This window comes from Arthrobacter sp. AOP36-A1-22, from assembly GCF_052377615.1.
Classification (GTDB): Bacteria; Actinomycetota; Actinomycetes; order Actinomycetales; family Micrococcaceae; genus Arthrobacter_H.
This window is the reverse complement of record NZ_JBQSWX010000020.1, coordinates 1-24,799: the sequence shown is the minus strand read 5'-3', so window position 1 is coordinate 24,799 and position 24,799 is coordinate 1. Positions and strand designations below refer to the sequence as shown.

General features: G+C 68.1%; 25 protein-coding genes and 1 riboswitch. Of the genes, 18 read left to right on the top strand and 7 right to left on the bottom strand.

The genetic code is table 11. The features are described from left to right. Positions 1-19 precede the first annotated feature (19 nt). From ACT3S2_RS11940 to ACT3S2_RS11925, 4 genes are all read left to right on the top strand, one after another. Positions 20-1,483, top strand: coding sequence for a CCA tRNA nucleotidyltransferase (locus ACT3S2_RS11940; protein WP_444554450.1), 1,464 nt, complete (start codon positions 20-22; stop codon positions 1,481-1,483). Continuing rightward, positions 1,476-2,066, top strand: a complete 591-nt coding sequence (locus tag ACT3S2_RS11935) for a histidine phosphatase family protein (protein WP_444554449.1) — start codon at positions 1,476-1,478, stop codon at positions 2,064-2,066. Before ACT3S2_RS11940 ends, ACT3S2_RS11935 begins: the two co-directional genes overlap by 8 nt. Positions 2,067-2,431: 365 nt before the next feature. Then, positions 2,432-2,584 (top strand): hypothetical protein, encoded by a 153-nt coding sequence (locus tag ACT3S2_RS11930; protein WP_444554448.1) that lies wholly within the window; start codon positions 2,432-2,434, stop codon positions 2,582-2,584. Positions 2,585-2,988: 404 nt separating this feature from the next. After that, positions 2,989-4,650: a formate--tetrahydrofolate ligase gene (locus tag ACT3S2_RS11925; RefSeq protein WP_444554490.1), complete on the top strand. Its 1,662-nt coding sequence runs from the start codon at positions 2,989-2,991 to the stop codon at positions 4,648-4,650. 67 nt (positions 4,651-4,717) lie between these two features. Here the strand turns inward: ACT3S2_RS11925 and ACT3S2_RS11920 are convergent, their stop codons facing one another. The 7 genes from ACT3S2_RS11920 to ACT3S2_RS11890 all read right to left on the bottom strand — a co-directional run bounded on the left by ACT3S2_RS11920 (position 4,718) and on the right by ACT3S2_RS11890 (position 12,739). Further along, complete coding sequence (locus tag ACT3S2_RS11920) at positions 4,718-5,803, bottom strand: inositol-3-phosphate synthase (protein ID WP_444554447.1); 1,086 nt, start codon at positions 5,801-5,803, stop codon at positions 4,718-4,720. 101 nt (positions 5,804-5,904) lie between these two features. Then, positions 5,905-7,149 carry a DUF6716 putative glycosyltransferase gene (locus ACT3S2_RS11915; protein ID WP_444554446.1) on the bottom strand — a complete coding sequence of 415 codons (1,245 nt, stop codon included), beginning with the start codon at positions 7,147-7,149 and terminating at the stop codon, positions 5,905-5,907. Then, positions 7,146-8,180 (bottom strand): hypothetical protein, encoded by a 1,035-nt coding sequence (locus tag ACT3S2_RS11910; RefSeq protein WP_444554445.1) that lies wholly within the window; start codon positions 8,178-8,180, stop codon positions 7,146-7,148. The genes ACT3S2_RS11915 and ACT3S2_RS11910 overlap by 4 nt, the downstream gene beginning before the upstream one ends. 19 nt (positions 8,181-8,199) lie before the next feature. After that, positions 8,200-9,591 (bottom strand): polysialyltransferase family glycosyltransferase, encoded by a 1,392-nt coding sequence (locus ACT3S2_RS11905; protein ID WP_444561748.1) that lies wholly within the window; start codon positions 9,589-9,591, stop codon positions 8,200-8,202. Further along, complete coding sequence (locus ACT3S2_RS11900) at positions 9,588-10,589, bottom strand: glycosyltransferase family 2 protein (protein ID WP_444554443.1); 1,002 nt, start codon at positions 10,587-10,589, stop codon at positions 9,588-9,590. Before ACT3S2_RS11900 ends, ACT3S2_RS11905 begins: the two co-directional genes overlap by 4 nt. A 15-nt stretch (positions 10,590-10,604) precedes the next feature. Beyond that, on the bottom strand, positions 10,605-11,501 hold the full coding sequence (locus ACT3S2_RS11895; protein WP_444554442.1) for an N-acetylneuraminate synthase family protein: 897 nt from the start codon (positions 11,499-11,501) through the stop codon (positions 10,605-10,607). A 26-nt stretch (positions 11,502-11,527) separates the two neighbouring features. Then, positions 11,528-12,739 (bottom strand): cytidylyltransferase domain-containing protein, encoded by a 1,212-nt coding sequence (locus tag ACT3S2_RS11890; RefSeq protein WP_444554441.1) that lies wholly within the window; start codon positions 12,737-12,739, stop codon positions 11,528-11,530. 118 nt (positions 12,740-12,857) lie between these two features. Between ACT3S2_RS11890 and ACT3S2_RS11885 the strand changes: the two genes are divergently transcribed. From ACT3S2_RS11885 to ACT3S2_RS11820, 14 genes are all read left to right on the top strand, one after another. After that, entirely contained in the window at positions 12,858-14,387 is a 1,530-nt protein-coding gene (locus ACT3S2_RS11885; RefSeq protein ID WP_444554440.1) for a glycosyltransferase family 87 protein, read from the top strand. A gap of 9 nt (positions 14,388-14,396) precedes the next feature. Further along, a complete protein-coding gene (locus ACT3S2_RS11880; protein WP_444554439.1) occupies positions 14,397-15,698 on the top strand; it encodes a sensor histidine kinase in 1,302 nt (433 codons plus the stop codon). Then, a complete protein-coding gene (locus ACT3S2_RS11875) occupies positions 15,691-16,326 on the top strand; it encodes a response regulator (protein ID WP_444554438.1) in 636 nt (211 codons plus the stop codon). The genes ACT3S2_RS11880 and ACT3S2_RS11875 overlap by 8 nt, the downstream gene beginning before the upstream one ends. Positions 16,327-16,450: 124 nt before the next feature. Beyond that, entirely contained in the window at positions 16,451-17,404 is a 954-nt protein-coding gene (locus ACT3S2_RS11870) for an ABC transporter ATP-binding protein (RefSeq protein WP_444554437.1), read from the top strand. Continuing rightward, the gene (locus tag ACT3S2_RS11865; RefSeq protein ID WP_444554436.1) at positions 17,401-18,258 is read left to right on the top strand and encodes an ABC transporter permease; all 858 of its coding nucleotides are present in this window, start codon (positions 17,401-17,403) and stop codon (positions 18,256-18,258) included. The genes ACT3S2_RS11870 and ACT3S2_RS11865 overlap by 4 nt, the downstream gene beginning before the upstream one ends. A gap of 130 nt (positions 18,259-18,388) precedes the next feature. After that, positions 18,389-19,693 (top strand): sensor histidine kinase, encoded by a 1,305-nt coding sequence (locus tag ACT3S2_RS11860; protein WP_444554435.1) that lies wholly within the window; start codon positions 18,389-18,391, stop codon positions 19,691-19,693. After that, positions 19,690-20,466, top strand: coding sequence for a response regulator (locus ACT3S2_RS11855; protein ID WP_444554434.1), 777 nt, complete (start codon positions 19,690-19,692; stop codon positions 20,464-20,466). Before ACT3S2_RS11860 ends, ACT3S2_RS11855 begins: the two co-directional genes overlap by 4 nt. A gap of 3 nt (positions 20,467-20,469) precedes the next feature. After that, positions 20,470-20,655, top strand: coding sequence for a hypothetical protein (locus tag ACT3S2_RS11850; protein ID WP_444554433.1), 186 nt, complete (start codon positions 20,470-20,472; stop codon positions 20,653-20,655). A 25-nt stretch (positions 20,656-20,680) separates the two neighbouring features. Next, positions 20,681-22,003, top strand: a complete 1,323-nt coding sequence (locus ACT3S2_RS11845) for a M18 family aminopeptidase (protein ID WP_444554432.1) — start codon at positions 20,681-20,683, stop codon at positions 22,001-22,003. Positions 22,004-22,198: 195 nt separating this feature from the next. Next, positions 22,199-22,504 carry a 30S ribosomal protein S6 gene (rpsF, locus tag ACT3S2_RS11840; RefSeq protein ID WP_444554431.1) on the top strand — a complete coding sequence of 102 codons (306 nt, stop codon included), beginning with the start codon at positions 22,199-22,201 and terminating at the stop codon, positions 22,502-22,504. Between the two features lie 41 nt (positions 22,505-22,545). Next, positions 22,546-23,121 carry a single-stranded DNA-binding protein gene (locus ACT3S2_RS11835; RefSeq protein ID WP_444554430.1) on the top strand — a complete coding sequence of 192 codons (576 nt, stop codon included), beginning with the start codon at positions 22,546-22,548 and terminating at the stop codon, positions 23,119-23,121. A 68-nt stretch (positions 23,122-23,189) separates the two neighbouring features. Continuing rightward, a complete protein-coding gene (gene rpsR / locus ACT3S2_RS11830) occupies positions 23,190-23,429 on the top strand; it encodes a 30S ribosomal protein S18 (RefSeq protein ID WP_007269381.1) in 240 nt (79 codons plus the stop codon). Positions 23,430-23,444: 15 nt separating this feature from the next. Continuing rightward, complete coding sequence (gene rplI, locus ACT3S2_RS11825; RefSeq protein ID WP_444554429.1) at positions 23,445-23,900, top strand: 50S ribosomal protein L9; 456 nt, start codon at positions 23,445-23,447, stop codon at positions 23,898-23,900. 215 nt (positions 23,901-24,115) lie between these two features. Continuing rightward, a riboswitch (SAM riboswitch) is annotated at positions 24,116-24,230 on the top strand. Between the two features lie 52 nt (positions 24,231-24,282). After that, positions 24,283-24,789 (top strand): flavin reductase family protein, encoded by a 507-nt coding sequence (locus tag ACT3S2_RS11820; RefSeq protein ID WP_444554428.1) that lies wholly within the window; start codon positions 24,283-24,285, stop codon positions 24,787-24,789. The last annotated feature ends 10 nt before the right edge of the window (positions 24,790-24,799 follow it).

Sequence of the window (24,799 nt, the reverse complement as noted above, 5' to 3'; positions counted from 1 at the left end):
CTGACAAGCTTAACGGACTATGCAGCAGCTACCCGCACCATCCGCCCTCAGGACGCTCCTTCCCCCCGTCGTCTTCGAACTGGCCGACCGTTTCACCGCGGCCGGCCACGCCCTGTCCCTGGTTGGGGGCCCGGTCAGGGACCTGTTCCTGGGCCGCGTCTCACCGGACCTGGATTTCACGACCGACGCAGATCCGGACCAGACCCTGGCCGTGGTCGCCGGATGGGCGGACGCCACCTGGGAGGTCGGCCGGGCCTTTGGCACCATCGCCCTGCGCCGTGCCGAACACACGATCGAGGTCACGACCTACCGGGCGGACGCCTATGACCCGGCTTCCCGCAAGCCGGTGGTGGCCTTCGGAACCTCGCTCCAGGAGGACCTGTACCGTCGGGACTTCACCATGAACTCGATGGCGCTGCGCCTGCCCGAGCTGGAACTGGTGGACCCCTACGGGGGTTTCAAGGACCTGGAACAGGGGCTGATCCGCACCCCCGGAACCCCGGCGTCGTCCTTTTCCGATGACCCCCTGAGGATGATGCGGGCCGCGAGGTTCGCCGCCCAGCTGGGGGTCACGGTGGACCCCGAGGTCGAAGCCGCGATGACCGATATGGCGGCACGGATCGACATCATCTCCGCCGAACGGGTCCGCGACGAGCTCATCAAGCTGATGACCGGCCGCCACCCGCGGGAGGGCGTCGACCTGCTGGTGCGCACCGGATTGGCCGACCACGTGCTGCCCGAGGTCTCCGCTCTGCGCCTGGAGGTCGACGAACACCACCGGCATAAGGATGTCTACCAACACTCCCTCCAGGTCCTGGACCAAGCAGCCTCGCTGGAGACCGGAGCGGAGGGCGAGGTGCCCGGACCCGACTTCGTACTGCGCTTCGCCGCGCTGCTGCACGATATCGGCAAACCGGCGACCCGACGCTTCGAACCCAACGGGGCGGTCAGCTTCCGCCACCACGATGCCGTCGGCGCCAAACTGGCCAAGAAGCGGATGCGCGCGCTGCGCTTCGACAACGACACCATCAAGTCGGTGGCCCGCCTGGTGGAACTGCATATGCGGTTCTATGGGTATGGGGACGCCGGCTGGACGGACTCTGCGGTGCGCCGCTACGTCACCGATGCCGGATCGGTGCTGCCACGCCTGTTGCGGCTGACCCGCTCGGACGTGACCACCCGCAACCGACGCAAGGCCGAATACCTGGCCTTCGCCTGCGACGACCTGGAACGCCGGATCGAGGAATTGGCCGAGCAGGAACAGATGGACGCCATTCGTCCCGACCTCGACGGTGGACGGATCATGGAACTGCTGGGGATCGGGCCCGGCCCTGAGGTCGGGCGGGCCTATAAGTTTCTGTTGGACCTGAGGTTGGACCATGGCCCGATGGGGCCCGAGGCCGCGTCGAAGGCGCTGGTCGAGTGGTGGTCCGGGCAGGGACCCGAGCAGGAAACGGACGAGAAGAGGATGAACGATGAGTGAATTGCCGCGCCTATGGCTGGTCCGCCACGGGGAAACCGAATGGTCGCGCAGCGGCCAGTACACCGGGCTGACGGATCTTCCGCTGACGCCCCATGGCGAGGAGCAAGCCCGGGTCGCCGGCGCGAAACTGACCAGCATCCAGCAGGCCGGTACCTCCTTCGACCTGGTGATGACCAGCCCGTCCCAACGCGCCTGGCATACCGCCGAACTCGCAGGATTCCCCGGTGCCGAAGTCGTGGACTACGCCCATGAGTGGGACTACGGGGACTACGAAGGCGTCCGCTCGGCCGAGGTGCGCGAAAGGAACCCCAGCTACCTGATCTGGGATGACGGGGTCCCGGCCGGGGAAACCATCGAGCAGGTCGGGGTCCGCGCCGAGAGGATCGTGCAACGGGTGCGCAGCGAGCTGGCGGATGGCGGGAACGCCGTGCTCTTTTCCCACGGCCACTTCTCCCGCATCCTCGCGGCGACCTGGTTGGGGCTCGGAGCAGGACAGGGACGCCACTTCCTGCTGGGCACCGCGGAAGTCTGCCGGTTGGGCTGGGATAAGAAGACCCCCGCCGTCGAGGCCTGGGGACTGTAACCGCCCGCCGACGAACCCGGCGTGTCGTCGCCGACGCGCCGGGGTCCAGCACGAATCACAGAAAATTTCCGGCCCGGGCTGGCGCTCGAGGCCGATCCCGGGTTAGTTTGTTAACGGTGATTGAGAGATCTCAATGAGATGTTTCGACCCGTGGACCTATTGACCGCCGATGCGCTCGGCCCGTTCACCGAAGGAGGTGGGAATCGTGATGATCATCCAGAACACGCAGGCAGTGGCTACCACTGCGCACGCTGCCGGACCCCGTCATCGTGCCCTGATCCCCGCCCCCGGAACGGCGAACCGCTAGACACCAGCGCAGCTGTTCCAGGCCTCCCCACCCCGAGGTTTCGAACGAAGGAACAGCGATGTCCGCGCAATCCAGCACCACCGGCCCTTCCGGCCCCCGCTCCGCCGAACTCTTCGTCACCGGCCCCGACGTCCTCCGCGCCCGGCCCCTGATGAACGACTCGGCTGCCCGCCAGCCCACCCGCCCCGATGTGTACCGGGGAGGTGAATGACGTGCAGAACAGACGTAGGAAGCCCCTGGGCCCGCAATGGTTGAACACCTTGTATAACCCCGAGCCCAGGACCCGCCTCGAATCCCAGCTCCCCCCGGAAATGCTTTTCCGCTTTCGCTAAGTCGGTACGCCGCCGGTTCATCCGGCCAGATCAGCGACCGACCCCCAGGAGGAAGAGCATGAACGGGTTATCCGCCCCCACCGCAAAGCCCGCCGGCTTCACCGGCGGGCTTTGCCGCTTAAAACGTGGCCCGCGATCCCGGGACGGCGCCATGGATCGCTGGTAGCTTGGGGGTCACCGGCGTGACAAGGTGGTCCGCCGGACGACATGACGGCCGATGGCCGGGAAGGTCCGTGAGCAGATGAGCAGTACCGCCGAGCAACCCGATAGTGCCCCGGAGGCCATGAACGACCTGGCCATTTCCCAGCGGGCGACGTTGAAGCCGATCGAAGAGATCGCCGCAGCGGCCGGCATTCCGGCGGAGGCGCTGGAGAACTACGGGAGGTACAAGGCCAAGATCAATCGGGCCGGGTTGCCCGAGGCCAGCTCGGGTCCGGGACGGGTGGTCCTGGTCAGCGGGATGTCCCCCACCCCGGCCGGGGAAGGCAAGTCCACGGTCACCGTCGGTCTCGGTGACGCCCTGGCCGCCACCGGAACCCGCACGATGATCGCCTTGCGGGAACCGTCGCTGGGGCCGATCTTCGGGATGAAGGGCGGGGCGGCCGGCGGTGGATATTCGCAGGTGCTGCCGATGGAGGACATCAACATGCACTTCACCGGTGACTTCCACGCCATCACCAGTGCCAACAACCTGCTGATGGCCTTGGTCGACAACCACATCCAGCAGGGCAACGAGCTGGGCATCGACCCGCGGCGCATGACCTTCAAACGCGTGATGGACGTCAACGACCGGGCCCTGCGCAGCATCGTCATCGGTCTCGGTGGACCCACCGAGGGAATGCCCCGGCAGGACGGTTTCGACATCACCGTCGCCTCCGAGGTCATGGCGGTCTTCTGCCTGGCCACCGACCTCGACGACCTGCGCGAGCGGCTGGGACGGATGACGATCGGGTACACCTTCGACCGCCGGCCGGTCAGCGTGTCCGAACTCGACGTCCAGGGGGCGCTGACGTTGCTACTCAAGGACGCCATCGAACCCAACCTCGTCCAGACCATCGCCGGGACCCCCGCACTGGTCCACGGCGGCCCCTTCGCGAACATCGCCCACGGCTGCAATTCGGCCATCGCCACCAACACCGCCCGCCGGCTGGCCGACGTGGTGGTCACCGAGGCGGGTTTCGGCGCCGATCTGGGGGCCGAGAAGTTCATGGACATCAAGGCGCGCTATGCGGATTGCCCGCCGTCCGCCGTGGTGCTGGTGGCCACCATCCGGGCGTTGAAGATGCATGGGGGAGTCCCCAAGGATGGGCTGGGACCGGAAAACGTGGAGGCCGTGCGCGGGGGGCTGCCGAACCTGGCCCGGCATGTGCGCAACATCGGACGGTTCGGGCTGGCCCCGGTCGTGGCGATCAACCAGTTCGCCACGGATACGCAGGCCGAACTCGACGCCGTGCTCCACTGGTGCGCCGCCGAAGGGGTCGAGGCGGCAGTGGCCGACGTCTGGGGCCGTGGTGGCGAGGGGGCCGGGGAACTGGCCGCCAAGGTGCTGGCCGCCGTGGAAGGGCCCTCGGACTTCCACCACCTCTATGACCTGGAGCTGCCGGTGGAGGAGAAGATCCGCACCATCGTGCGCGATATCTACGGTGGTGCCGACGTCGAATTCTCGGCCAGCGCGCGCCGGCAACTGGCCGGGATCGTGGAGAACGGGTGGGATTCGCTGCCGGTGTGCATGGCCAAGACCCAGTATTCGTTCTCCGACGACGCGAAACTGCTGGGCGCCCCCGAGGGGTTCACCCTCCAGGTGCGTGAGTTGATCCCCAAAACCGGGGCCGGGTTCATCGTGGCGCTGACCGGGGCCGTCATGACCATGCCGGGTCTGCCCAAGGTCCCGGCGGCGATGCGCATGGATGTGGACGGGAACGGGAATGCCGTAGGACTCTTCTGAGCAGACGACGACGGCGGCCGGCCCCTGTTCAAGGGGCCGGCCGCCGTCGCATTCTGGGCCGTGGTTCCTAGCGCTCGATGTCGCCGCGGATGAACGCCTCGACGCTCTCGTGGGCCGCCTCGTCGTTGAACTGCTCCGGCGGGGACTTCATGAAGTAGGAGGACGCCGAGAGCAGCGGGCCGCCGATGCCGCGATCCAGTGCGATCTTGGCGGCACGGATGGCGTCGATGATCACTCCGGCGGAGTTCGGCGAATCCCAGACCTCGAGCTTGTACTCCAGCGAGACGGGGGCGTCACCGAAGTTGCGGCCTTCCAGGCGCACATACGCCCACTTGCGGTCATCGAGCCAGGCCACATAGTCCGAGGGGCCGATGTGCACGTCGTCGGCGCCGAGCTGTGCCGAGGTGTTGGAGGTGACGGCCTGGGTCTTGGAGACCTTCTTGGATTCGAGGCGTTCACGCTCGAGCATGTTCTTGAAGTCCATGTTGCCGCCGACGTTGAGCTGGTACGTCCGGTCCAGTGTCACACCGCGGTCCTCGAAGAGCTTGGCCATCACGCGGTGGGTGATGGTGGCCCCGATCTGGGACTTGATGTCGTCTCCGACGATCGGCACCCCGGCCGCGGTGAACTTATCGGCCCATTCCTTGGTCCCGGCGATGAAGACGGGCAGGGCGTTGACGAAGCCGACGCCGGCATCGATGGCGCACTGGGCGTAGAACTTCGCTGCCTGCTCGGAACCGACCGGAAGATAGCAGACCAGCACATCGGCGCCGGATTCCTTCAGCGCGGCGACGACGTCGACCGGGGCGGCGTCGGACTCCTTGATGGTCTCGCGGTAGTACTTGCCCAGGCCGTCCAGGGTGTGCCCGCGCTGGACGGTGACGCCGGTGGTGGGCACGTCGGCGATCTTGATGGTGTTGTTCTCGCTGGCGGTGGTGGCCTCGGCGAGATCCAGTCCGACCTTCTTCGCGTCGACGTCGAAGGCGGCGACGATCGAGACGTCCTGGACATGGTATTTGCCGAACTGGACGTGCATCAGACCGGGAATCTTCGTCTCCGGGTCCGCATCCTTATAGTATTCAACGCCCTGGATGAGCGAGGTGGCGCAGTTCCCCACACCAATGATTGCGACCCGAATGGGGTTTCCCGACACAGTGACTCCTACAGCAGAACGGTTCTTGGGCGGCCGAAGGCCACAACGATTCTAAGTGACGCGGCGGCCCGGTTATTCCCGGGTGGTTTGCCCCGGGTCCTTCAGCGGCCGTTCGGGGGGTCGGCGCGGGCCGGGAACCGCCGGTGGGGCAGGCCACGGACCAGGCGCAGGAGGGGCCGTGGAAGCCTGGTGCGCAACCGGTGGTGCAGGGCCATCCGACCGGTGCGGGCCAGGGCCTCCGGGGAGGTCGTCAAGGCGCCTGCCCGGGCGCGCCGGGCCAGTTGTTCCAAGGCCCCGGAGGCCACCGCGTCGGGCGGGTGGAAGTAGTGCTCGGCCAGCCAGGTGGGCTCCGGCCGCAGCACCTTCAACTCCTCCACGTCCTGCAACGACCCGGTCAGCCCGCTGCCGTCGAACACCAGGTTGTAGAGTGCTCGGTTTAGACCGAAATCGGTCAGGACGACGGCGGGAAGACCCCGGTCCACCGCCTCCAGGACGGCGGTGGAGGAAACCGTCACGACCAGGGTCCCCGGCCGCAGCACCGCGGCCATGGCCCCGGTCGCGAACGTGACCTCATCCCCGGCCACCGCGCCGTCGGCGGTCAATCCGGCCCAGAGCCGGTCGTAGGGGTGGGCCTCGCGGTGGGTCTGCGGTTCGCCGTCGCGGGCCCGCAATTTCACGATGACCTCCACCCCGGGGTTCGCCCGGTGCGTGCGGGCCAGTGCCTTCAGGATCCGTTCACGGTCGGTCCGGTGGAACGGGAACTTGGCCTGGGCGGCGAAGACCACCGAGTCCACCGGCGTCGCATCCCTGACCGGTTCCCCGCGCGAGACCAGGAAGGGCAGTCGGGTGGCCAGGACCGGCTGGTCGCTGCCCAACCGGGACAGCACCCCGGAGAAATCCCGGGCCTCGGCCAGTCCATGGGCCAGGAAGAGGTCCCCCAGGGCGCGGAAGTCCATGGCCTTCTCCGTGGCCGGGTAGGCGACCCCGGGCAGGGCGGAGACCAGTGCGGTGTTCCTGCGGCACCCCCGCCGGCGGGAGGCGACCCGGTGGAATAGCTCCTGGACCACCGGGCCCGTGGCGGCACCCAACACCACATCGGCGGAGTCGAGCAGGGGCCCGAGGCGATGCAACGGGAGGACGGTGGTGGGCCCTGCCCCGTCCAGGAAGGTCCCGGCGACCGCGCCGGCCCGCTGTTCGGTCGTCGGCAGGAGGGGGGTGCGGGCCAGGACCACCCGGCGGTCCCAGCCGGGGCCGAGGGCATCGACGCTCGCGCAGGCGAACTTGAAGTACGAATCGCTATCGGCCACGGCGAGGATGCGGGGCGGGGCCTGCGGCGGGATGCTCACGAGCCCGGCTCCTCCACGGACGTCCCCAGGTGGGCGCGCAGGGCGGGGGAGGCGGCATCGGTCCACCAGTGTCCGGGGATCGGCTGTCCGGTGATTGCTACCTGCCGCGGACGCAACAGCAGGCGCAACGAGGGCAGCACCGTGGAAGGCAGGGCGGTGACCCGCTGCCCCCGGCGCAGGCCGCGCAGGCGCATTTCCACCGGGATGGTGTTCGGGTGCACGGTGATCAGCGGGTGCCGGGCCAGTTCGGCCAGGAACCCCGGGTCCTCGCGACGGTGCGGGAAATAACCGACCGGTCCGTCGCCGGTCTGGTCCAGGACCCAGGACAGGTACGGGGCGCGACCGATCAGTCCGTCGGCGGCCAGGGCCGACCCGACGACGATCGTGGGCTCGAGGAACCGTTCGGTCACCGGTTGGGTGCCCAGCCATTCGAACCGGTGATGCTCCAGATGCCCGCCGAGCTGACGGAAGGCCTGTTCGACCCCGTGGCTGATCGGCAGGGCGGTGCAGGCCAGCAGCCGCCCCTGGCGGGCCAGGGCGCGGAGGCGATACCAGCTGGCCACCCCCAGGGCGTTGCGGGAGCTGCTCCGGGGGCCGCGGGAGCGCACCAGCGGGACCGGGCGGTCCCCGGTGAGCAACTGCAGCAGTTTCACCGTCGCCAACCCGTCGTCGATGATCACGAACTCCTCGGCATGCACCGGACCCATGAGGCGACGCTGGATCCTTCCGGAGAACGCATCACCGGTGACCCACCGGTCGGCCGGTCGGTCCGGGGCCGGGGGTTCCTGTGGGCCCGGACCGCTGAAACCGACCCCCGGGGGCGCCTGCGCCATCAGGGCGCGCACGGTGGTGTCCATGCCGGCGGTGCCTCCGCGCGGGTGGATGGTGGAGTGCCGGCCCAGCAGTCCCGCCCCGTGGGCCTCGATGGCGCTGAGCAGTTGCAGCGGGGATTCCACCCAGACGTCGGCCCGCCCGAAGCGCGGCCGCTGGACCTGGGGCACCAACGCCACCCGGCGGGCCCGACCGTTCATTCCCGCGCCCTCGGGCAGCTCAACCGCGGGCGACACAGGAGGCCACGGTGGACAGTCGGCGCGGCATCGACCGCAGACCCCGGCCCAGCCGCCGGTGCACCCGGGCGGGAAGGCGCCGCGTCAGTCGGGCCGCCAGCCCCGGGGCCGGCCGTCCGGCGGGCAGGGCCCCGGGAAGATCCAGGCGGGTCAACCGGCGGCGTTTGAAGTACTTGGCGAAGCGGGCGTGGTGTCCGGCTAGGAATTCCCGGGTGGTGGCCTCCTCCGCGGCCAGCCGCTGCGGCTGCATGCAGTATCCGACGGCGGTGACCAGCCGGGTCAGCGACCCCTCGGAGCCCAGGGGGTCGTCACCGGGCAGCGGCAGGCCCCGGCGGTGGAGCGCGTCGATGAGGGTGACGGGGATCCGGTTGGAGTTCTCGTACGGGCTGAGGCGTTCGAGCATCATCTCGGTCCCCACGGCAGCGGTTTCGGTGCCGAAGAGGGCGCGGATGGTCAGCAGCGCCGTGGAGAAGCAGCTGATGACGACGTCGGGGCGCAGCAGGGCGACGGCCGTTTCGGCCAGCACCGGTTCCTGGAGTGGGGTGAACTGCAGACCCAGTGCGGCGGCATCTTCTTCGAGCTGGCGTCCGGAGGCGGGGCCGGCGGCCGGGTGGGGTTTGAAGATCACCGCCGTCGCACCATGGCGTTCGGCTTCGCGCAGCATCTCGCGATGCAGGACACGTTCCTCCTCATCGTCCATGAGCCCCAGGTGGGCGAGGTACTGGCCGAGCACCAACGCGGTCTTCGGCCGGCCGTTGGCTGCCGGGCGGGGATCGTGCACCATGGTGGAGCGGGCGAGCCCGGCGATGAGGTCCGCCAGCGGTTGCGGGGGCACCGGGATCAGTGGCGGGGCGAATTCGCGCAACAGCAACGGCTGCAGTCCGGGCACCAGATCGAGGTAGAGCAGCCCGTCGAGCCGCTGGTGGATCGAGGCCGGGAGCAGGTTGCGGGTGGGACCGTAGGTCATCAGTCCGTCCGAGTGGACCAGGAAGAGTGAATCGTGGAAGATCCGCAGGATCGCCCGGGCCGGATTGGCCTGGATCGAATCGACGACCAGTTGCACGTCCTCCGCCCCGAGGCCGAGGCCACGTCGGAGGAGCCGCTGCCACAGGTACAGTTCCTCCTCGCGCGGATTGAACTGGGCCGGCCGACGCGGCAACAGCAGTTCGCCGAAGTCCTCGACCCGGTCGAACCGGGAGGCCAGGTCACCGAAGCCCGGGGAGTCGGCGATGCTGCCGGTCAGCTCGGGCTGCTGGGATCCGTCGATGAGCAGCAGCACGCGTTCGCCCCGCGGTGCCGGAAGCGCCCCGGCATCGATCATCGCGGCCAGCGAGGCCACCTGGAACAGCGTGGACGCGGTGAGTAGTTGGATCATCGGGCTCCTTCCGGGGGAGGGGTGGTCGACGTGTTGGCGGGAAGCAGGGGCAGCAGCAGGGCCCGTCGTCGGGCCTCGAGCCCGTCGAGGGCCGCCATGAGCATCCCGCGGGGGGCTGCCGCCATCGTGCGGGTGATCGCCGCCTCCAGCTCCGACTTCACCGCCGCGGTCATTCCGGCGCTGCGGGAGAGGTGGTGGCAGCAGACCGCCATGAACTGCCGGATCACCTTGGGCCAGTAGGTCGGGGAGTCGCGATCGGCGGCCACGACCTCGAAGGCCAGGGCGAAGGCCCGAGCGAAGTCGAGCTGCCGGCGGTCCTGGATCTGCGTCAGCGAGGTGGCCACCCCGCGCCGATAGAGCACCCCGGGGGATTCGATGACGGCGAAGGACTCGGCGTTCAGGTGCAGGCGCCAGATCCACGGGCGGTCCTCGGCGGTGAACAATCCGTCGGGAAAGTGCAGCAGGCCGGCGTCGGCCAGCCGCCGATGAAATATTCCCGCCCACGCATACGGGTAGTCGACCAGGGTGGTCCCGGTCTCCGGAAGGATCGAGGCCCGGGGGTCCAGGACCGTGTCCCTGCGGGCCTGCGGGGCCCGGTGGATGGTGCGGCGCCCGTCGGTGACGCGGATGTGGTCGACCCGCAGGAAGTCCACGTCCAGCCGGTCCCGGGCTGCCAGACAGGCAGGCAGATGGCCCGGGGCCAGCCAGTCGTCGCCGTCCAGGAAGGCCACCGTGGTGCCGGTGGCGGCCTCGAGGCCCTGGTTGCGGGCGGTGGCCAGGCCCCGGGCCTCCTGGTTGCGCAGGATCTCCAGTCCGGGGAGCCGGTCGGCGAAGGCCTCCACCAGTTCCCCGGTCCCGTCACGGGAACCGTCGTCGACGACGATGACCTCCAGGGCCCGTGGATCGTCGAACTGGTGCTCCAGGCTGGTCATCGTGTCGCGGATGAAGGGGGCCTGGTCCTTCGCCGGCACGACGATGCTGAGCAAGGGGGTGGTCATCTCGTCGTCCCGGGACTACGCGTCGACGCGGCGCAGGCGGGAGAGCGGGGCGAGCTCGCCGGGGAAGACCTTCTTGACGCCGTCGCCCATGGCCTCCTGCAGGATCCGTATATCGCGGATGAGCGATTCGAAGCCCTTCGGTTCCAGGGAGGAGGCCTGGTCGGAGCCCCACATGGTCCGGTCCAGGGTGATGTGTCGTTCGACCGTCACCGCCCCGAGGGCGACGGCGGCCAACGAGATCTGCAGACCGCGTTCGTGCCCGGAATAGCCGACCGGGACCCCGTAGCGTTCCTGCAATGTCGGGATCATGCGCAGGTTCGCTTCCTCCGGGGGCAGCGGGTAGGTGGAGGTGGCATGCATCAGGACCAGGTTCCCGGTGCCCAGCGTCTCCACGGCAGTGTCGATCTGTTCGATCGTGGACATGCCCGTGGACAGGATGATCGGCTTGCCCGTCTCGCGCAGGGCACGCAGCAGCTCCAGGTCGGTCACCGAGGCCGAGGCCACCTTATGGGTTGCGGCGCCCTGCTCCTCCATGAACTCGACCGAGGGGACGTCCCAGGGAGAGGCGAAGGCCTCCAGGCCCTGGCTGCGGGCATAGGAGATGATGTCGCGGTACTGGGCGGCGTCGAACTCGACCTTGTACCGGTAGTCCAGGTAGGTCATCTCCCCCCACGGGGTGGAGCGGATCTTATCGCGCATGTCGTGCGGGGTGGAGATCTCCGGGGTGCGCTTCTGGAACTTCACGGCGTTGGCGCCGGCGGCCGCGGAGAGGTCGATCAGCTGCTTGGCGACGTCCACATCGCCGTTGTGGTTGATCCCGATCTCGCCGATGACGTAGACCGGTTGGCTGGCCCCGATCCTTTCGGTGCCGATGTTCACGGGGGCGTCCTGCGTGATGGCTTCGGTGGTCATGATGGTTCCCTTTCGTTGGAGGTGTTTCAGGGGGTGGAGACCAACAGCCGTGCGGCCATTGGACGGTGGGGGGTTTCGAGGATGCGTTCGCAGACCTCACGGACGGCTCCCCGGCCGCCGGGCTTCTGGAGCACGAGGCGGGCGGCGGCCAGGGCTTCGGGGCGGGCGTCGGCGACGGCGATCGGCCAGCCGACGGAATCCATGGCGGCCACGTCGTTCACGTCGTTGCCGACATAGGCCACCCGGGCCGGGTCCAGGCCGTGCTCATCGATCCAGGCGCGGAGCCGGCCGGCCTTGTCCTGCACGCCGTGCACGACGTCGACGCCGAGCTTGGCGGCGCGGGTGGCGACCACGGGGTTGGTTTCGGTGGACAGGATGAGCATCGGCCTCCCCGCCCGGCGCAACCGGGCGATGCCCATCCCGTCGGAGCGGGACACGGTGACGGACTCGGAGCCGTCGGAGGCCAGCAGGGCCGCATCGTTGGTGTGGACGCCGTCGAAGTCGGTCACCAGGGCGTCCACGTCGATGCCCGGAAGCGGCGGGCCGGAGGCCCGGCCGGCGCGCCGGGCCGCCAACGCGCAGACCAGGTCCAGGTCCTCGGGGGAATCGACTTCGGGGGCGTCGGAGGCCGGAACGACCTGGAACTTCAGCCTCCCGAAGAAGCGGTGGTTGGCCTGGCGGAATCCGGTGGTGCGCATCGCGTAGAAGGCGCCGGTCTCGCGGTATTGGGGGATCCGATCCTGGCGTCGTGGGCGGTGTCCGGCGTCGTGGCCCACGGCGGTCACGGCCCCCTGTTCCGTCGACCAGATGAACGAATGGTCCTCGGTGACGCTGAAACAGACATCCGCCTCGTTCTGCAGCACCGAGGCCACGGCGGCCTCCAGATGGGCCGGGTTGATGAACGGGGAGGTGCACTGCAGCAGCACGACGACGTCGGGAAGGTGCTCGAGGGTGTCCAGGGCGTGGCCGAGGGCCGATTCGCTGCTGGCCCCGTCGGAAGCCAGGGCCGCCGGACGGTCGATGACGCGGGCCCCCCGGGCGTGGGCCTCGTTGCGGATCTGCGAATGGTCGGTGCTGACCACGACGTCGGTGACCGACGGGGCGGCCAGCGCGGCGTCGATGGCGCGGGCCAACAACGACGTGCCGCCCACCGGGCGCAGGTTCTTCAACGGGAGGCCCTTCGATCCGCCGCGGGCTGGGATGACGACCAGGACGTTTTCACTCTGTGGCTGCTGCATGGTTTCGACGCTAGGCAGTGGAGGTGTCGTGGGACCCACCAGCGGGTTAACGCCGGATGTGGTGTGCGATACATCCGGGGGCGATCTGCTGTACGGCCGCGCCGGATAGGCTGATTCCATGAGCGAGAAGCCCAGGCCCCCGGCCCGCCACTTCACGGACCGGGGAACCTCCACGTCCCGGGGGACGCGGCGTGGCCCGCTGCGGATCACCGTGCCCAGCCGCAATGATCCGTTGCTGCGCCGGCTGACCGAGGTCATCGGCGGCCCGTTGGGGCGTTTCACCTCCCCGGGGCGGGTGTCTCCGGGGTTCTTCACCATCGAACGCGTGCTAGTGGTCCTGACGATCGTCGCGGCGATCGTGGCCATTCTGGCCAAGAACATGTGCCGCACCCTGGGGTGGGGTGGTTCCAACGCGTATATCTGGGCCTGCTATTCGGATTGGTCCGCCCTCTTCGCCTCCCGCGGATTCGACACCAATGCCTTCGCCCCCTTCGCCGACGGGGCCCACTTCGAATATCCGGTGCTCATGTCGGCGGTGGCTTCCTTCGCGGCCCTGCTGGTGGTGCCCGGGGACTACGACCGGACGCTGGCCTTCTTTGACGTGAACCTGCTGATGGTGGTGGTCCTCTGGTTCATCATCGTCATCGCCACCGCCCGGGCCGCAGGCCGGCGGCCCTGGGATGCCGTGATGGTCGCCCTGGCCCCGGGAATGATCCTGGCCTCGACCATCAACTGGGATGTGTGGGCCGTCGCGTTCCTGGCCCTGGCCCTGCTGGCCTTCGCCCGGGAGAAGCCGCTGGTGGCCGGGATCCTCATCGGTCTGGGTGCCTCGATGAAGGTGTACCCGATCCTCTTCCTGGGCGTCGTGCTGGTGTTGGCCCTGCGCACCGGACGATGGCGCCCGCTGCTGATGGTCGCTGCCGGCACCGCGGGGTCATGGCTGGTGGTGAACCTGCCGTTCATGATCGCCAACTTCGGGGCCTGGAGCTACTTCCTGGAATTCACGCGGGATCGCGGGGCGGGGCTGTCCTCGCTCTGGCATGCCTGGAACGTCACCGCCGGCGTGCTGCCCGGGGCCCCCGAATTCACCCCCGAGGTCATCAACTCCGCCGCGTTCTGGCTCTTCGCCGCCAGCTGCGCGGGAATCGCCGTGCTGGGGCTGCTGGCGTCCCGGCGGCCGCGGGTGGCCTCGCTGCTCTTCCTCGTCGTCGCCGCCTTCGTGTTGTTCAACAAGGTCTATTCGCCCCAGTTCGTGGTCTGGCTCATCCCGCTGGCTGCCCTGGCCTGGCCGCGGTGGCGTGACTTCCTGGTCTGGCAGGTGGTCGAAGCCCTGCACTTCTGGGCGATCTGGATGTACCTGTATTCGTCCAGCGCCGACATCAAGGAGCAGAACACCTTCCCCGAGGCGTTCTACGTGTTGGCCGTGGCCGCCCATATGCTGGCCACCGCCTATCTGATGTACAAGGTGGCCCGCAGCATCTGGGATCCGCAGACCGATCCGGTCCGACGGGTCGGCCAGGACGACCCGCAGGCAGGACCCTACGCCGGGGCCGAACGCGATCCGCTGCCCGCCTTCCGGTGGATCGGCAGGCCGCCGCGGCGGCAGGTCCACCAAACGGTGGAACCACCGGCAGACCTCTCGCCCTAGGCTGGAACCGTGAACGAACCGAATCAACCCCCCGCCCCGCCGGGCTCCGAGGCCGCAGCACTGCGGCAGACTCCCGGTGGCATGGTGTTGCGCGTGCTGCGGGTATCCCTGCATGTGGGCTTCGCCTTGTTGCTGATGGTGGGCATCGTGCGGGTCCTGGTCACCGATACGACCCCCGCCACGCGGTTGGCTTCGATCCTGCTGGCCGGGGTCCTGGCCGTCATCTATCTGTGGGGTACCACCTGGGAAAACCGATACGCCCACGGCCTCGCCCCGGATCCGAGCCGGTTCTCGCGCAGCTGGCTGCTGATCGTCGTCGTGCTGTGGTTGGCGTTGATGGCCCTGCACCCCGATTTCAGTTGGCTCGCCTTCCCGCTGTTCTTCCTGCAGATGCATCTGCTGCGCACCCGCACCGCCCTGCTGGCCATCGTCGGGCTGACCCTGGTGGTCATCGGCGCCCAATGGGCCCATGCCGGGTCGGTGATGGTCGCCGGGATCGTCGGTCCGGTCTTCGGGGCGGCGTTCTCCGTCGTCATGGGTTTCGCCTACCAGGCCCTCTACACCGAGGGCGTGAACCAACGTCGGGCCCTGGATGAGCTGCGCCGTACCCGGGCCGCGCTGGCCGGGGAGCAGCACCGCGCCGGAGTCCTGGCCGAACGCGAACGACTCGCCCGCGATATCCACGACACCCTCGCCCAGGGGTTTTCCAGCATTGTGCTGGTCTCCCGTTCGGCCCGTGCCGCCCTGGACTCCGGGGATACTGAACTGGCCGGCCAGCGTCTCGAAACGGTGGCCACCACCGCCTCGGACAACCTGGGCGAGGCCCGCGACTTCGTCCGGGGGCTCTCCGCCGGAACCGCCGAAGCCGCCGCCGGGGCCCTGGCCGGACGCTTCGCCCGGCTCTGCGCCTCCACCGAACGCACCGCACGGGCCGCCGGGGACGCACTGGAATGCCGATTCCGGGAGGACGGCGAGGCGCAGGCACTGAGCCCCGACGTCGCCGGGGCCCTGCTGCGCGCCGGACAATCCTGTCTGGCCAACGTCCTGGCCCACGCCCGGGCCTCTCGGGCCATCCTCAGCCTGGGCTACCTGGCCGGGGAGGTCACCCTGGATGTGTACGACGACGGGATCGGCTTTGATCCCGACACGCTGCCTGCCACGCCGCGCGATGACGGGACGGGATTCGGCCTTTCTGGACTCAGGGCGCGGATCGGCGCCCTCGACGGAACCGTGGAGGTTGAATCGGCGCCCGGGGAGGGCACCGTGGTGGCCGTGCGGATCCCCTGCGAAACGGAGGATGGACATGGATGAACTGAACCTGCTGCTGGTGGATGACCATCCGGTGGTCCGGGCCGGGCTGAAGGCGGTATTGACCGAGCAGGCGGGACTACGCGTCGTGGCGGAGGCCGCCGACGGTGCGGCGGCGATCGCCCAGTTGAACCGGTTGGAAACCCTCGGCGAACACGTGGACGTGGTGCTGATGGACCTGCAGATGGACGGCATGGACGGGGTCGAGGCCACCGGCAGGATCCGCTCGGCCGGCGGACCGCCCGTCCTCATCCTCACGACCTATGATTCAGACTCCGATATCCGGACCGCCCTCGATGCGGGAGCGGCCGGCTACCTGCTCAAGGATGCCCCGCTGGCACGGCTGACCGCCGCGGTCCGGGATGCCGCCCGGGGGCGGCGGGTCCTCTCCGAAGAGGTGGCCGCCCGGATGGACCCCGCGGCCCGGAACGCGGCCACCGATTTGAGCCCGCGCGAACTCGAACTGCTCGGTCTGCTCTCCCGGGGGCTCGTCAACCGGCAGATCGCCCGGGAACTGTTCATCTCCGAATCAACGGTCAAAACCCACCTGATCCACATCTACTCCAAGCTCGGGGTCGATACGCGGACCGCGGCCATCGACCAGGCCCGCACCCTGCGCCTCATTCGCTGAGCCCCCGCACGACCGGTCCCGCCACAGGACCACCGGCCCGTCGTCCTGAAGTCGTACACCGGCGGGGTCGAAGATCATCCGTAGGGGCGGCGACGCCACCGGGACGGGTGCGTAGCGTGGAAGCATGATCCAGGCAACCTCTCTCGCCAAGAACTATGGCTCGAAACGCGCGGTGGACGACGTGTCCTTCACCGTCCAGCCCGGTAAGGTCACGGGCTTCCTCGGCCCCAACGGCGCCGGCAAATCCACCACGATGCGCATGATCGTCGGTCTCGACCGCCCCACGGGCGGCAACGTGACCGTCAACGGCAAACGCTATGCGGAGCACGCGGCCCCGCTGCGTGAGGTCGGGGCGCTGCTGGAGGCCAAGGCCGTGCACAAATCGCGCTCGGCCCGCAACCACCTGCGCACCTTGGCCGCGACCCACGGCATCGGCAACCGCCGCGTGGACGAGGTCATCGAATTCACCGGACTGGCCCCCGTGGCCCGGAAGAAGGTCGGTGGGTTCTCGCTGGGCATGGGTCAGCGCCTCGGCATCGCCGCCGCCCTGCTGGGGGATCCCCACACCCTGATCCTTGATGAGCCGGTCAACGGGTTGGACCCCGAAGGCGTCCTGTGGGTCAGGAACATGGCCAAGGGCCTGGCCGCCGAGGGCCGCACCGTCTTCCTCTCCTCACATCTGATGAGCGAAATGGCGCAGACCGCCGACCACCTGATCGTCATCGGCCGCGGCAAGCTGCTGGCCGACGCCCCCATGGCCGACGTCCTCTCCGGGGCCGGCGGCGCCCGCACCAAGGTGCGCACCGACACCCCCGACGAACTGGTCAGATCGCTGGCAGCACCGGAAGTCACGGTCACCACCACGGGCCCCGATGCCCTCGAAATCCAGGGCATCACCCCCCGCGACATCGCCCGCCGGGCGCTGGACACCAACGTGCTGGTCTACGAACTCACCCCGCTGCAGGCCTCCCTCGAGGACGTCTACATGGACATGACCCGCGACGACGTCGAATACCACTCGGGCCCGGTCACCGGGGCCGAGCAAGAACGTGAAACCGGAAGGCGGGCCAGCAAATGAGCACCGACACCCACCAGGCCCCCGCGGCCCAGCAGCCCCGCACCACCGAGGGCAAGGGAACCTCCTTCGGCAGGGCCGTACGCTCCGAGACCATCAAATTCACCTCGGTGCCCTCCTCCCTCATCCTCCTGCTGACCACGCTGGTCATCATGATCGGCATCGCCGCAGTGGCAGCCTGGGGCATCGGCTCCTCGCAGGAGGCCCTCAGCGGTGATCCCGAAGCCGCGGCGGCCATGGGAGATATGGAAGAGCTCGGCAACTCGATTGCCTCCTCGGGGATCATGTTCTCCCAGCTCATCGTCGGCTCCATCGGCGTGCTGGTCATGAGTTCCGAATTCACCACCGGCATGGCCCGGGCCACCTTCGCCGCCATCCCGAAACGAACCCCTGTTGTCCTGGCCAAGACCCTGCTGGTTGCGGTGGTGTCCCTCGTGCTCACCGTGGTCTCGACGTTGCTGGCGGCCCTGGTCATCATGCCGATCCTGTCCAATTATTCGCTGGAACAGGATCTCTCCAGCGAGACGTTCCAGCGCTACCTCTGGATCGGTGCCGCTTATGTGGCCGTCATTGCCCTGCTCGGCATGTCGCTGGGTGGTCTGCTGCGCAACTCGGCCGGGGCGATCGTCACGCTCGTCGGGATCGTCTTCGTCCTACCAAATGTCCTGGCCCTGATTACCAACGACTTCATCCAGGACACCAGCCGTTTCCTGCCGGATGCCTCCTTCGCCAACCTCGTCGGCGCCACGCCCGCCGACGGCGCGCTGGAGCAGTGGCAGTCCGGCGTGGTCCTGGGCCTCTGGGCCGTGATCCCGATCGTGGCCACCATGCTGGTCATCCGGCGCCGCGACGTCTAGTCGCCATCGCCGGCCGGGGCCCCGGCCGGCATCTTGATCCACCGCGGGTGGTGGCGGAACGAACGGCCGCCGCCACCCGCGGTTTTCCCGGACCCACCCACCCGTTGAGACCGAAAGCTAAGCTGGGATCATGAGCACAGCACCGCCGGGGGAGGTCCCGGAGACACCGGCGCAGACCTTTGCCGAGCTCACCGATCAGCGGCGGGGCCCGCTGCGCCGTTTCATGCGTTCGCACCGTACGTGCGTTGATGTGGCGCTGGCCGTCGCCTATTTCCTGGTCACCGCGGCCTCTGGGCTGGAATCGGCGGTCAACGGCCGCTGGGCGCCCTGGGTGGGCGTGCTCCTCATTTCTGTCCTGCTCGTCTTCCGGCGGCGCTGGCCGATGGCCGTGTTGGGGGTGGTCTTCCTCCTGGCAGTCGGCATGCAGCTGATGGACCCCTTCTTCTCGGCGACCAGCATCGCCGTCTGGCTCGTCCTCTACACGACGGCCACGCTATATACCGCCCGGCGTATGTTCACGATGGCTGCGCTGCTCAGCGCCATGCAACTCCTCGTGCAGTTCGTCGTTGTCCTGCCGGCCTTCCAAGTACCCGAGGCGGCCACCCGGTTCCTGGTCGAAGACACCCCCCCAGCGGAAACGTTCGTCTGGATGATGGCTGCGCTGACCGTCCTGTCGAACTTCTCCGTCGTGGGCATCGGTGCCACGGTCCGCAATAAGAGGCTGCATGAAGCCGAACTGGCCAACTGGGGTTCCCGGGTCCAACGCCTGGCCCAGGTGGCCGAACGCAACCGCATCGCCCGGGAAATGCATGACGTGGTCGCCCACTCGCTCTCGGTGATGATCGCCCTCTCCGACGGGGCCCGGGTCGTGCTGCAGCGCGACCCCGAACGCGCCGCCGGGGTGTTGGACGAACTCTCCTCCACCGGACGCGGGGCCCTGGCGGATATGCGCCGTGTCATCGGAGTGCTCCGCGACGGGTCCAACGCCCCCTTGGCGCCCCAACCGGCGTCGTCCTCACTGAGTGACATGCTCGAAGGGTTCCGGGTTGCCGGGCTCCCGCTGCAGATCAAACACTCCGGTTCCGCGCTCCCCGTCGACGCCGCGTTCCAACTAACGATCCACCGGATCGTGCAGGAGTCGCTGACCAATGTGCTGCGCTACGGGCGGGGGGTGACCCGCGTGAACGTGGACCTTTCCCGGGACGAAGACACCGTACGGATCAAGGTCACCGACAACGGCCAGCTCCCCGGGACCACCCGCGATGCCATCGGCAGCGGCCAGGGCCTCAAGGGCATGGGCGAACGCGCCGCCATCTACGACGGGTCCGTCTATGCCGGCCCCGGACCCCGCGGAGGCTGGGTCGTCCACGCCATCCTCACCGTTCCCGAACAGGCCATCGAACACCAGTCATCCCAGGGGGAAACCACACGATGAACGAACACCCCATGCCACCGGGCCCCGCGGAACCGCGACCGGGGGACCCCATCCGCATCCTGCTGGTCGATGACCAGCCACTGCTGCGCATGGGATTCCGGCTCATCCTGGAGGGTGAAGACGACCTCTCCATCGCCGGGGAGGCCTCCGATGGCGAGGAGGGGGTGGCCCTCGCGCTGGAAACCATCCCCGACGTCGTGCTCATGGACGTGCGCATGCCCAAGGTGGACGGGATCGAGGCCACCCGTCGCATCGCCGAACAGGTCCCGTCCGCGAAGATCATCATCCTGACCACCTTCGACCTGGACGAATATGCCTTCGCCGGTCTGCGGGCCGGCGCCTCGGCGTTCCTGCTCAAGGACGTGGCCCCGGCCGAACTGGTCAATGCCGTCCGGCTGGTGGCCAGCGGCGATGCCGTGGTGGCCCCGCGTATCACGGCCCGGCTGCTGGAAACCTATGTGCGACGGCCCGATGGTGCCCCGTCGGAGAGCACGACGCCGCAGGGGGCCGAAACCGCCGCGTCGGCCACGGGACATCCCGAACGTGATCCCCTCCTGCAGGATCTGACCCCCCGTGAACTTGAGGTGCTCGGGGCCATCTCCGAGGGGCTCTCGAATGCGGAGATCGCCCACCGGTTCTTCCTCTCGGAGGCCACGGTGAAGACCCATGTGCGGCGGATCCTGACGAAACTGCATCTGCGTGACCGCGTCCAGGCCGTCGTCTACGCCTACGAGACCGGCCTGGTGGTTCCGAGCCAGGGCCTGGACTACTAGGTCATGAACATAGAATTCCTGCGGAACCCGTGGTTCATGCTGGCCGTGGTGCTGATCGCCTCGGGGGCCTTTCTCGTCGCGGTGCTCCACCAGCCGGTGGCCGGACCGGTGGTGATGGGCGTCGGCGTGCTGGCGGTGGCATTTGCCGTTTACCGCCACGGCGGGTGGAATGGCAGGAACCGCGGTTGAGTTGCGGACCACACAACACCTAAGGATGGGTATGGCCACGTCGGAAGCACAGGAACACGCCAAGGACCTGGGGGCGTTCGTCACGGCATCGCCGTCCAGCTTCCATGCCGCGACCGAGGTCGCCCGCCGGCTCGACGGCGCCGGGTTCACCCGGCGGGCCGAAACTCAGGACTGGGACGACACCCCCGGCGGCTACTACACGGTGCGTGACGGGGCGGTCATCGCCTGGTTCGTTCCCGCAGGAACCACCGCCACCACCGGATTCCACATCCTAGGTTCCCATACCGACTCCCCCGGGTTCAAGCTCAAACCCAAGCCGACGACCGGCCGCGAAGGCTGGCTCCAGGCAGGCGTCGAGGTCTACGGGGGACCGCTGCTGAATTCGTGGCTCGATCGCGAACTGATCCTCTCCGGCCGCGTGGTCACCTCCGACGGGGCCGAACACCTGGTGAAGACCGGCCCCCTGCTGCGTTTCCCGCAGCTGGCCATCCACCTGGACCGGGCGGTCAATGACGGGCTCGCCCTGGATAAGCAGCAGCACATGAACCCGGTCTGGGGGCTCGGGGACCCGAGCCAGGCCGATCTGCTGGCCCTGCTGGCCGAGGACGCAGACGTCGACCCGGACACGATCACCGGATACGACATCGTCACCACCATTGCCCAGGAGCCTGCGGTCTTCGGCAGCCGGGGCGAGTTCCTGGCCTCCCAGCGGTTGGACAACCTCTCCTCGGTGCACGCCTCCCTGCTGGCGCTGATCGGTCACGCCGAACAGTCGGGGGCGGGGACGGAATCCTTCTCCGGGAACGACGGCGGGCCCGGACATATCGCGGTGATGGCGGCCTTCGACCACGAGGAGGTCGGCTCGGCCTCCCGTTCGGGGGCCAGCGGGCCCTTCCTGCAGGATGTGCTCGAACGCATCGTCGACGCGGCAGGCGGCGGGGTCCAGGAACGGGCCCGGGCCTTCGCCGACTCGGTGTGCATCTCCGCCGATGCCGGCCACGCCGTGCACCCCAACTATCCCGAGCGCCACGATCCGGCCAACCGCCCGGTCCTGGGTGGCGGCCCGTTGCTGAAGATCAACGCCAACCAGCGCTACACCACCGATGCGGTCGGGGCCGGGCTCTGGGCGGGCCTCTGCCGGGCGGCCGACGTTCCCTACCAGGAGTTCGTCTCCAACAACGTCATGCCCTGCGGGTCGACCATCGGACCGCTGACCGCGACCAGGTTGGGCATCCGCACCGTCGACGTCGGCATCGCCTTGCTCTCGATGCACTCGGCCCGTGAAATGTGTGCGGTCGAGGATCCGTTGGCCCTGGCCCGCGTGACCCGGGGGTTCTTCGCCGGCTGAGCCGCCGCCGTCCACAGGCCCCAGGGGCCCCCTGCGCTTCGCCGCAGGCGCGGGTTAGGGTGGTGGAACCGGCATCGGGTATGATGTGTCAGGCTGTTTGTGCCGTTTCTGACCCCTGAAACGACTTCGGCCAACGCACAGAACCTCCTGTTACGGAAAGACCGTGACCGTTTAGCCCAAAGGAGGTGGGTTCACATGCGTGCATACGAACTGATGGTACTGATCGACCCCGAGGTCGACGAACGTACCGTGGAACCGACTCTTGGCAAGTTCCTTGATGTCGTCCGCAACGATGGTGGCACCGTCGACAATGTTGATATCTGGGGCCGCCGCCGGCTGGCCTACGAGATCAAGAAGAAGGCAGAAGCCATCTACGCGGTGGTTACCTTCACCGCTACCCCGGCCACTTCCGCGGAACTTGACCGCCAGCTCTCGCTCAACGAGACGATCCTGCGCACCAAGATCACCCGCCCGGAAGACCAGAAGGTCGTCGCAGAGTAGTCTGCGTCGACTTTTCGTAGAAACCGACTCAAGGAGGCACCATGGCAGGCGAAACCGTCATCACGGTCATCGGAAATCTCACCGCTGACCCGGAATTGCGTTTCACCCCGTCCGGTTCTGCAGTGGCGAACTTCACCATTGCCTCGACCCCGCGGACCTTCGACCGCCAGACCAGTGAGTGGAAGGACGGCGAAACGCTGTTCCTTCGCGCATCGGTGTGGCGCGATGCTGCCGAAAATGTCGCCGAGACGCTGACCAAGGGCATGCGCGTCGTCGCCCAGGGTCGGTTGAAGTCGCGTTCCTTCGAAACCAAGGAAGGCGAGAAGCGCACCGTCATGGAGCTGGATGCCGACGAGATCGGCCCCTCGCTTCGCTACGCTTCCGCCAAGGTCACCCGCACCCAGCGCAACAACTCGGGTGGTGGCGGCTTCGGCGGCGGTAATGCCGGAGGAAACTTCGGTGGCGGAAACCAGAGCGGCAACGCTGGATTCGGTGGGGGCAACCCCGGCGGAAACCAGGGCGGCACCTGGAACGCTCCGGCTCAGGACCCCTGGGCCTCCTCCTCCAATAACGGTGGATGGGGCAATGCCGGCGGGTCCGACGAACCACCCTTCTAAAGCAACACCTCTTATTCACCATCCCGCGGAAAAATTCTGCGGGCTCCACCAGATAAAGGAGCTCCACGATGGCTAAGGCTGAACTCCGTAAGCCCAAACCAAAGTCCAATCCCTTGAAGGCCGCTGACATCACCGTCATCGACTACAAGGACGTAGCATTGCTGCGCAAGTTCATTTCCGACCGCGGAAAGATCCGTGCCCGTCGCGTGACAGGCGTCTCCGTCCAGGAGCAGCGCAAGATCGCCCAGGCCATCAAGAACGCGCGCGAAGTTGCCCTGCTGCCTTACTCCGGCGCCGGCCGCGGCTAGGAAAGGGATAACACCATGGCAAAGCTGATTCTGACCCACGAAGTAACCGGTCTTGGTACCGCTGGCGAGGTCGTCGAGGTGAAGGATGGTTACGCACGTAACTACCTGCTGCCCCGCGGTTTCGCGCTGCTCTGGAGCAAGGGTGGTGAGAAGCAGGTCGAGTCCATCAAGGCCGCCCGCACTGCTCGCGCCATCGCATCCCTCGAGGATGCCCAGGCATTGGCCCAGAACTTGTCCGCCCAGGCGGTCAAGATCACGGTCAAGGCCGGCCAGGGTGGTCGCCTCTTCGGCACCGTCAAGACCGCCGATATCGCCAACGCAGTCGAGGCCGCCGGCCTCGGCTCGATCGACAAGCGCACGGTGGAAATCCCCGAGCACATCAAGTCGACCGGCAACTACCAGGCAACCGTCCGTCTGCACGAGGACGTCTCCGCGACCATCGACCTGCAGGTCGTCGCCGCGAAGAAGTAGCCACCACCGCGAACCGGCTACCCTCCCCACGGGAGGTGGAGCCGACCACGGTGGACCCGAGGGGCCCTGCGCGTAAGCGCAGGGCCCCTCGGTCGTTAAGGCCCGACATCGTCGGCGGCCCATGTGCCTCCGGCTGTGGCCCCCGGGAGGCGATCTTGCGAAATATTGCGGAGATCTTTGACCCCGGGGACCCACCGGCCCTAGCGTGGACCATGAATCAAGAGCGCCACCTTCCAAGCCCTGGCTGGGTGGCCGGCAACCCTCTCACGGTAGTGGGGTGCTCCAGGTGATGATTCGGCCGTCCGGCTCCCCGGGCGGCAAGTACCGCACCCCGTGTGGATCCCGGGATCCACCGGTGTGCCATACGCCGGAAGCAGAGCAGATGACACTGTCCCATGATCTTCAACCCGACGCACTCCGCCAGGCCTTCGCGCGCCACCCTTCGGGAATCGCCGCCCTGTGCGCGATCATCGATGGCGAGGCCCAGGGCCTGGTCGCCTCCTCCTTCACCGTCGGGGTCTCCATGGACCCTCCGTTGGTGATGTTCGCGGTGCAGAACAGCTCCCGGACCTGGCCCATCGTGCGGGCCGCGGGCCGGATCGGCGTGTCGGTTCTCGGCGAGGCCCATGAGCGGGTCTGCCGGCAGATCGCCTCCAAATCGGGTGACCGGTTTGCCGGGTTGCGGCTGGACTCCACCGATGAAGGGGCCCTGTTCCTGAACGAGGCCTCCCTGTGGTTGGACTGCAGCGTGGAACGCGAATTCCCCGCCGGGGACCACCATGTGGTCCTCCTGCGGGTCCACGGCCATGCCGGACACGACGGGGCCCATGACCCGTTGGTCTTCCACGGTTCGGCCTTCCGCACGTTGCAGGCGGAGGCCCTGGTCTAGGACCGCTGGG